Source organism: Micromonospora arborensis, assembly GCF_003205615.1.
Classification (GTDB): domain Bacteria; phylum Actinomycetota; class Actinomycetes; order Mycobacteriales; family Micromonosporaceae; genus Micromonospora; species Micromonospora arborensis.
Map to the genome: position 1 here is coordinate 264 of NZ_PYBV01000016.1, position 7,870 is coordinate 8,133.

Annotated in this window: 6 protein-coding genes; 3 read left to right on the plus strand and 3 right to left on the minus strand. The window is 70.5% G+C overall.

Annotation, left to right across the window (positions count from 1 at the left end; genetic code table 11):
- Positions 1-49: 49 nt before the first annotated feature.
- The 3 genes from C7C45_RS13145 to C7C45_RS13155 all read right to left on the minus strand — a co-directional run bounded on the left by C7C45_RS13145 (position 50) and on the right by C7C45_RS13155 (position 2,567).
- Positions 50-970, minus strand: a complete 921-nt coding sequence (locus tag C7C45_RS13145) for an ATP-grasp domain-containing protein (RefSeq protein WP_110563940.1) — start codon at positions 968-970, stop codon at positions 50-52.
- Between the two features lie 13 nt (positions 971-983).
- Complete coding sequence (locus C7C45_RS13150; RefSeq protein WP_110563941.1) at positions 984-1,319, minus strand: hypothetical protein; 336 nt, start codon at positions 1,317-1,319, stop codon at positions 984-986.
- 297 nt (positions 1,320-1,616) lie between these two features.
- Positions 1,617-2,567, minus strand: a complete 951-nt coding sequence (locus C7C45_RS13155; protein WP_110563942.1) for a heme o synthase — start codon at positions 2,565-2,567, stop codon at positions 1,617-1,619.
- A gap of 267 nt (positions 2,568-2,834) precedes the next feature.
- On the opposite strand from C7C45_RS13155, the gene tkt reads away from it, so the two are divergent.
- The 3 genes from tkt to C7C45_RS13170 are packed head-to-tail and all read left to right on the plus strand — an operon-like array spanning position 2,835 to position 7,814.
- Positions 2,835-4,973: a transketolase gene (tkt, locus tag C7C45_RS13160; protein WP_110563943.1), complete on the plus strand. Its 2,139-nt coding sequence runs from the start codon at positions 2,835-2,837 to the stop codon at positions 4,971-4,973.
- Positions 4,974-4,989: 16 nt separating this feature from the next.
- On the plus strand, positions 4,990-6,168 hold the full coding sequence (gene tal, locus C7C45_RS13165) for a transaldolase (RefSeq protein WP_110563944.1): 1,179 nt from the start codon (positions 4,990-4,992) through the stop codon (positions 6,166-6,168).
- Positions 6,165-7,814 (plus strand): glucose-6-phosphate isomerase, encoded by a 1,650-nt coding sequence (locus C7C45_RS13170; RefSeq protein WP_110563945.1) that lies wholly within the window; start codon positions 6,165-6,167, stop codon positions 7,812-7,814. The genes tal and C7C45_RS13170 overlap by 4 nt, the downstream gene beginning before the upstream one ends.
- Positions 7,815-7,870 lie beyond the last annotated feature (56 nt).

Here is a 7,870-nt window from a genome sequence, read left to right on the forward strand (position 1 = left end):
AGTTGCGCGGATCTTGGCGGTGGTGCGGGGCAAAGCGTGCTGAGTCGGGTCAGGTACGGCGGGCCAGGTGGGTGGCGATCGCGGCGGCGAGGCGGTCGGGGGCTCCGTCGGCGTACCCGATGAAGAGCGACGGCTCGGTCAGCTCCAGCTCGACCAGGACCGGCTCGCCGTCCGGGCCGGGGATCAGGTCGACCCGGGCGTAGAGCAGCTGCCGTGTGCCGCCAGGAACCGCGGCGAGGGTCTTCTCGGCCACTGCCAGCTGGTCGGGTCGGGCGGTGCGGGCGGTGATCTCCTCGGCCTTGTAGAGCCCGTCCGGGCCGAGGTCCGGCCCGGTCAGCATCGGGCCCTTGCGGATCGCGTGGCTGAAGGTGAGCCCGTCCGGGCCGGCCAGGAAGAGCAGTGCCGTCTCGCCCTCGGTGTCGACGGCGCGCAGGTACGGCTGGACCATGGTCACCCGGCCGGCGTCGGAGAGCCGGCGGACGTGTGCCACGGCCAGGTCCCGGTGTTCCGGGTCGGCCAGGTCGTAGCGGCCGGTGTCCTGGCTGCCGGCGCTGATGGCGGGCTTGAGCACGTACTCGCCGGTTTCGGCGGGTGGTTGCCAGCTCTCCCCCGGCTCGACCCACGACGTCGGTACGGTCGGCACTCCGGCGGCGCTCAGCTCGGCGAGGTAGCGCTTGTCGGTGTTCCAGCGGACCACGTCGGCCGGGTTGACCAGCGCCGCGACGGATGCCGCCCAGGCGACGAACTCGTCGCGGCGCAGCGCGTAGTCCCAGGGTGAGCGGAGCACGACCAGGTCGTAGGACGACCAGTCGACGTCGGGGTCGTCCCAGACCGCGGTCTCGGCCGGAATGCCACGGGCGGCGAGCGGGGCGAGGACGAGCCGGTCGTCCGGGTCGAGGTCGACCAGCTCGGCACAGGTGACGAGAGCGACCCGGGGTTCCCCCCGGGTCGACGTGTGGTGGGTGGTCAATTCAGCTGTCTATTCAGCGGGCCATCGTGCGCCGGGCCATCGACCGCCAGAGGTCGTTGCTCGGGCGCATCTGGTCCATCAGTTCACGCTCCCAGGCGTTCTCGACGGTCACTCCCGCCTTGGCGCACGCCTCCCGCGCGGTGACGGTGTCGTCGGCGAACTGGTCGCCCCACTCACCGTCGGAACCCACGAGGACGATTCGCGCGCCACGCTTGCCGACGTACTCGATGACCGCCTTCGCGCCGCCGTGTCCGGCCGCGAACGCCTGGAGGCCCGCGACCAGGCCGTGGGGCGCCTGCTCGCCGGCGGTCTGCTCGGCCGTCAGCGTCGTATCGGAACCATCTGCCATGACGCGAAGCCTAAGCAGACTCGCACTCTCTCGGGCGAGAACCATGAACCTTTTGTGATGCCAATTACTCAGAGGTTTAAGGATGACCACAGCTTTGCTGTCCGGTTATATCCGGACTTTCCAGGTGAAACCACACCGCCAAACCAGTGCCCAACCGTCGCAGGTTGAGCCGATCCGACTCATATTGAAAGTTACTCTGATGTGACGTTAAACCCGGACAACTCATCCATGGTCATGATTAGTCAGGAGATCATCGGCGCGCTTGGCGCACCGCCGGAGCGGCAGGACCGGAACGGGTCAGATCAGCGCGTCGAGCGCGACAGCCACGAACACGATCGTCAGGTACGTCGTCGACCAGTGGAACAGCCGCATCGGCTTGACCGCCTCGCCACGCGTCGCGCGCCGGCAGAGTCGGTGCGCCTCGACCACGAAGATGGCACCCACCACCAGGGTCGGCACCCCGTAGATCGCGCTGAGCCCCAGCGGCCACACCGCCAGGGAGGTGAGCACGGTGAGCCACGCGAAGATCAGGATCTCGGCGTTCACCCGGCGGACCGAGGCCACCACCGGCAGCATCGGAATGCCGGCGCGGGCGTAGTCGTCCTTGTACTTCATGGCGAGGGGGTAGAAGTGCGGCATCTGCCAGAAGAAGACCACCGCGAAGAGCCCCCAGGCGGCAGGCGCCAGTGAGCCGGTCACCGCCGCCCACCCGATCAGCACCGGGGCCGCCCCGCAGGCGCCACCCCAGAAGGTGTTGGTCGGAGTGGATCGCTTGAGCCACAGCGTGTAGATGACGTCGTAGTAGATGATCGCGGCAAGCGTCAGGCCGGCGGCGAGCAGGTTGGTGAACGCCGCCATCAGGGCGATCGACACCGCCCCCAGCACCAGACCGAAGACCAGCGCGTTTCGGGGTGACACGGTGTGCGCCGGCAGCGGCCGACGCTTGGTACGCCGCATCAACTGGTCGATGTCCCGGTCGATGTAGCAGTTGAGCACGCTGGCCGCGCCCGCGGCGAGCGAGCCGCCGATCAGCACGACGGCCATCAGCCACAGCGACGGGAGCCCCCGCTCGGCGAGCATCATCGCCGGGATGGTGGTGACCAGCAGCAGTTCGACGATCCGCGGCTTGGTGAGCGTCACGTACGCCATGAGGACCGCGCGCACGTCCCGCCGGGCCACCGGACCCTCGCCCGCCCGTGCCGGGTGCCCGGCCGGGTTGTTCGCGGGGCGCTCGGTGATCATGCTCACGGATTGCCACCTTCCGGCATCGGCACGGGGGAGATCGGATCGGCCGGGCCCGCTCGGGTCCGCACACCGACCCACACACTACGCGTCGTCGTTTTGGCTGCCCGGCCGACCCGACAACGGTGCGGGCCGTCACACCACGGGGTTGAACCGGGCATTCGAATGGTCACGTAGCGCACACCATGCAGAGATCCCCGGGCGCACGTTTAGGGACGCTCGATAGGGTCACCAGTGAGGGTTCCGCCCATTCTGCCGAGGAGCACAACCATCGTGGCTGCCAAACGACCCGAGAACTCCGCACTGAACTGGTCCGACCTCGATCGCCGGGCCGTCGACACCGTCCGCGTGCTGGCTATGGATGCCGTGGAGAAATCCGGCAACGGCCACCCGGGCACCGCGATGAGCCTCGCGCCCGCGGCGTACCTCCTCTTCAACCGCGTCATGCGGCACAACCCGGCTGACCCGAACTGGCCCGGCCGGGACCGGTTCGTGCTCTCCGCCGGGCACTCCAGCCTGACTCTCTACATCCAGCTGTTCCTGTCGGGTTACCCGCTGAGCCTGGACGACCTGAAGTCGCTGCGGCAGTGGGGTTCGCAGACTCCGGGTCACCCCGAGCACGGGCACACCCCGGGCGTGGAGACCACCACCGGTCCGCTCGGGCAGGGCCTGGGCAACGCGGTCGGCATGGCCATGGCGGCCCGCCGCGAGCGCGGCCTGTTCGAGCCGGAGGCCGAGCCGGGCGCGTCGGTCTTCGACCACGACATCTGGTGCATCGTCTCCGACGGTGACATCGAGGAGGGCATCAGCCACGAGGTCAGTGCCCTCGCCGGGCACCAGCAGCTGGGCAACCTCGCGGTGATCTACGACGACAACGAGATCTCGATCGAGGACGACACCCGCATCGCCAAGAGCGAGGACGTGGCCGCCCGCTACGAGGCGTACGGCTGGCACGTGCAGACCGTCGACTGGCGCAGCGGGGACGCCGACCAGGACGACTACCACGAGGACGTCGAGGCGCTGTACCAGGCGCTGCTGGCCGCCAAGGCGGAGACCGGCCGTCCCTCCTTCATCGCGCTGCGCACCATCATCGGCTGGCCCGCGCCGAACAAGAAGAACACCGGCAAGATCCACGGTTCGGCGCTCGGCGCCGACGAGGTGAAGGCCACCAAGCGGATCCTCGACTTCGACCCGGAGCAGACCTTCCAGGTCGACGAGGAGGTGCTCGGCCACGCCCGCACGGTGATGGGTCGCGGCTCCGACGCGCAGCAGGCGTGGACCGCCTCGTTCGACGCCTGGAAGAAGGCCAACCCGGAGCGCACCGCTCTCTACGAACGGATGGCCGGCCGGGTGCTGCCGGACGGCTGGACCGACGCGCTGCCGGTCTTCCCCGCCGATGCCAAGGGCGTGGCCACCCGGGCCGCCTCCGGCAAGGTGCTGGAGGCTCTCGCGCCGGTGCTGCCGGAGCTCTGGGGTGGTTCGGCCGACCTGGCCGAGAGCAACAACACCACCATGAAGGGCGAGCCGTCGTTCATCCCGGCCGCGCACGCCACCAAGGACTTCCCCGGTCACGAGTACGGCCGCACGCTGCACTTCGGCATCCGTGAGCACGGCATGGGCGCGATCCTCAACGGCATCGCGCTGCACGGCGGCACCCGCCCGTACGGTGGCACGTTCCTGGTGTTCAGCGACTACATGCGCCCGTCGGTCCGGTTGGCCGCGCTGATGCAGTTGCCGGTGACCTACGTGTGGACGCACGACTCGATCGGCCTCGGCGAGGACGGCCCGACCCACCAGCCGGTGGAGCACCTGACCGCGCTGCGCGCCATCCCGGGCCTCGACGTGGTCCGCCCGGCCGACGCGAACGAGACCGCCTGGGCCTGGCGGCAGGCGCTGGAGCACACCGACCGTCCGACCGCCATGGCGCTGAGCCGCCAGGCGCTGCCGACCCTGGACCGGAGTGTCCTGGGCGGTGCCGAGGGGGTCGCCAAGGGCGGCTACGTGCTGGCCGAGGCATCCAACGGCAAGCCGCAGGTGATCATCGTGGGCACCGGCTCCGAGGTGCAGCTCTGCCTGACCGCCCGGGAGCGGCTGGAGGCCGACGGCACCCCCACCCGGGTCGTGTCGATGCCCTGCCAGGAGTGGTTCTACGAGCAGGACGAGGCGTATCGGGAGTCGGTGCTCCCTCGCGGGGTAAAGGCACGGGTGAGCGTGGAGGCGGGCATCGCGATGTCCTGGCGCGGCATCGTCGGCGACCTCGGCGAGAGCGTCAGCCTTGAGCACTATGGGGCGAGTGCGCCGTACACCGTGCTCCTGGAGCAGTTCGGGTTCACCCCCGACCGGATCGTGGCGGCGGCGCACGCCTCGCTGGCCCGGGTGGGCGACATCACCGGTTTCACGACCGGCAACTGAGGGGAGCGTGGACGGCATGACGGACAAGCTGAATGAGCTGAGCGCCGCGGGCGTGGCGGTCTGGCTCGACGATCTTTCCCGGGTACGACTGAGCTCCGGCGGGCTGGACCAGCTCCGCCGCGAGAAGCACGTTGCCGGAGTCACCACCAATCCGACGATCTTCGCGAAGGCACTGAGCGACGCCGACGAGTACAACTGGCAGCTGCACGACCTCGCCACCCGTGGGGTGGAGGTCGAGGAGTCGGTGCGCATGCTCACCACGTACGACGTGCGGTGGGCCTGCGACGTGATGCGCCCGTCGTACGACGCGAGCGCCGGTGTCGACGGGCGGGTCTCCATCGAGGTGGATCCCCGACTGGCGCACGAGAGCGACCGGACGGTGGCCGAGGCCAAGGCGCTGTGGTGGCTGGTCGACCGCCCCAACCTCTACATCAAGATCCCGGCCACGGAGGCTGGCCTCCCGGCGATCACCGCCACCCTGGCCGAGGGGATCAGCGTCAACGTCACGCTGATCTTCGGTCTGGACCGCTACTCGGCCGTGATGGAGGCGTTCCTGGCCGGTCTGGAGCAGGCCAAGGCGAACGGCCACGACCTCTCCAAGATCGGCTCGGTGGCGTCGTTCTTCGTCTCCCGGGTCGACTCCGAGGTCGACAAGCGGCTGGAGAAGGTCGGCTCCGACCAGGCCAAGGCCCTCAAGGGCAAGGCAGCCATCGCCAACGCGCAGCTGGCGTACGAGCGCTACACCGAGGTGTTCTCCTCCGACCGCTGGAAGGCGCTCGCCGCCGCCGGCGCGCACCCGCAGCGGCCACTGTGGGCGTCCACGTCGACGAAGAACCCGGACTACCGCGACGTCATCTACGTCGAGGAGCTGATCGCCCCCGGCACGGTCAACACCATGCCGGAGTCGGTCATCCACGCGTACGCCGATCACGGCGAGACCCGCGCCGACACCATCACCGGCTCCTACGACGCGGCTCGCAAGGTCTTCGCGGACCTGGAGTCGGTCGGGGTGGACATGGACGACGTGATCGCCACCCTGGAGCGCGAGGGCGTGGAGAAGTTCGAGGCGAGCTGGCAGGAGCTGCTCGACGGCGTCCGTAAGTCGCTGGAAGCGGCGGCCAAGGGCAAGGGTGCTCCGAACAAGGCCGCCAAGGGCAACGCGAAGGCCGCCGAGAAGGCCGGTGGTAACGCATGAGTGATCTTCTCGCTGGGCCGGTGGAGGCCGCCGCCGGGCTCGCGGTGTACGGCGCGGACGCGGTCGACAAGTCGGCGCCCGCCTCGACCCGGGACGCGCTGGTCAAGGCCGGCGTCCCGGGCAAGCTGGCGGGCAAGGACGCGAGCCTGTGGGGTCCGGACGCCGAGGCCGAGGCGAAGATCCGCCTCGGCTGGGTGGACACCCACCAGCGCAGCCGGGAACTGCTGGTGCAGCTGGCCGAGCTGACCGCGGAGCTGGCCGATCTGGACCACGTGGTGCTCGCCGGGATGGGCGGCTCGTCGCTGGCCCCCGAGGTGATCACCCGGACCCTGGGTCGTCCGCTGACCGTGCTGGACACCACCGACCCGGGCCAGGTCCGGGCGGCGCTCGGTGACCGGCTGGAGCGCACCGTGGTGGTGGTGGCCAGCAAGTCCGGATCGACGGTGGAGACCGACAGCCACCGACGCGCGTACTGGCAGGCGTTCCTGGACGCCGGGATGACCGAGGCGGAGGCCGGGCGGCACTTCGTCATCGTCACCGACCCGGGTTCGCCGCTGGAGACCACCGCGACCGAGATGGGCGCGTTCACCGTGCTCGCCGACCCGAACGTCGGCGGCCGGTACTCGGCGCTGACCGCGTTCGGCCTGGTGCCCTCGGCGCTGGCCGGGGTCGAGGTCGCGGAACTGCTCGACCAGGCCGACGCGCTGGCCGCGTCGCTCGGCGCGGACCGGAACAATCCGGCGCTGGCACTGGGCGCCGCCCTGGGCGCCGCGGCGACGCTGGCCCGGGACAAGGTCGCCCTGGTGTCCGACGGCACCGGCATCGACGGCCTCGGCGACTGGGCCGAGCAGCTGATCGCCGAGTCGACCGGCAAGGCCGGGGTGGGCATCCTCCCGGTGGTCGTGGAGTCCCCGCAGAGCCCCGGCGCCACCGGTGCGGACGTGCTGACCGTCAGCTACGGCGGCGCGCTCGCCGCCGGTGACGTGCCGGGTGGCGGCGCCACCCCGGACGTGGCGGTCAACGGCCCGCTGGGCGCACAGTTCCTGGCCTGGGAGTACGCCACGGCGGTGGCCGGCGTGGTGCTCGGCATCGACCCGTTCAACCAGCCGAACGTCACCGAGTCCAAAGAGAACACCAACAAGATCCTGGCTTCGGGCCTGCCGGCGGAGACGCCGTCGTTCACCGAGGGCGCGATCGAGGTGTACGCCCCGCAGGGCGCTCCCGGGGACCTGGCCGGGGTGCTGCGTTGGCTGCTCGACGGGCTGGGCGACGACGGTTACCTCGCGGTGATGGCGTACCTCGACCGGTTCGCCGACGCCGACGCGGCCCGGCTGCGGCCGCTGCTGGCTCAGGCGGGTGGACGGCCGGTGACCTTCGGCTGGGGGCCGCGGTTCCTGCACTCGACGGGCCAGTACCACAAGGGCGGCCCGCAGGTCGGCAGCTACCTTCAGGTGACCGGCGCGGTCGTCGAGGACCTGGAGGTGCCGGGCAAGCCGTACACCTTCGGTGAGCTGCAGGCGGCACAGGCCGCCGGCGACCGGCAGGCCCTCGCGGGTCGGGAGCGGCCGGTGCTGCGGCTGCACCTGACCGACCGGGCCGCCGGCGTCGCCCAACTGCTCGACGCGGCCGGTGAGCTGCGGGCGTGAGGATGGACGATGTGACTGAGGCGGAAGCGAGGGGGCACCGTGAGCGCGAGGAGTGA

Coding starts and splice junctions, on each gene's coding strand:
- C7C45_RS13170 (WP_110563945.1), top strand. CDS start 6,165: ATGAGTGATCTTCTCGCTGGGCCGGTGGAGGCCGCCGCCGGGCTCGCG.
- tal (WP_110563944.1), top strand. CDS start 4,990: ATGACGGACAAGCTGAATGAGCTGAGCGCCGCGGGCGTGGCGGTCTGG.
- C7C45_RS13150 (WP_110563941.1), bottom strand. CDS start 1,319: ATGGCAGATGGTTCCGATACGACGCTGACGGCCGAGCAGACCGCCGGC.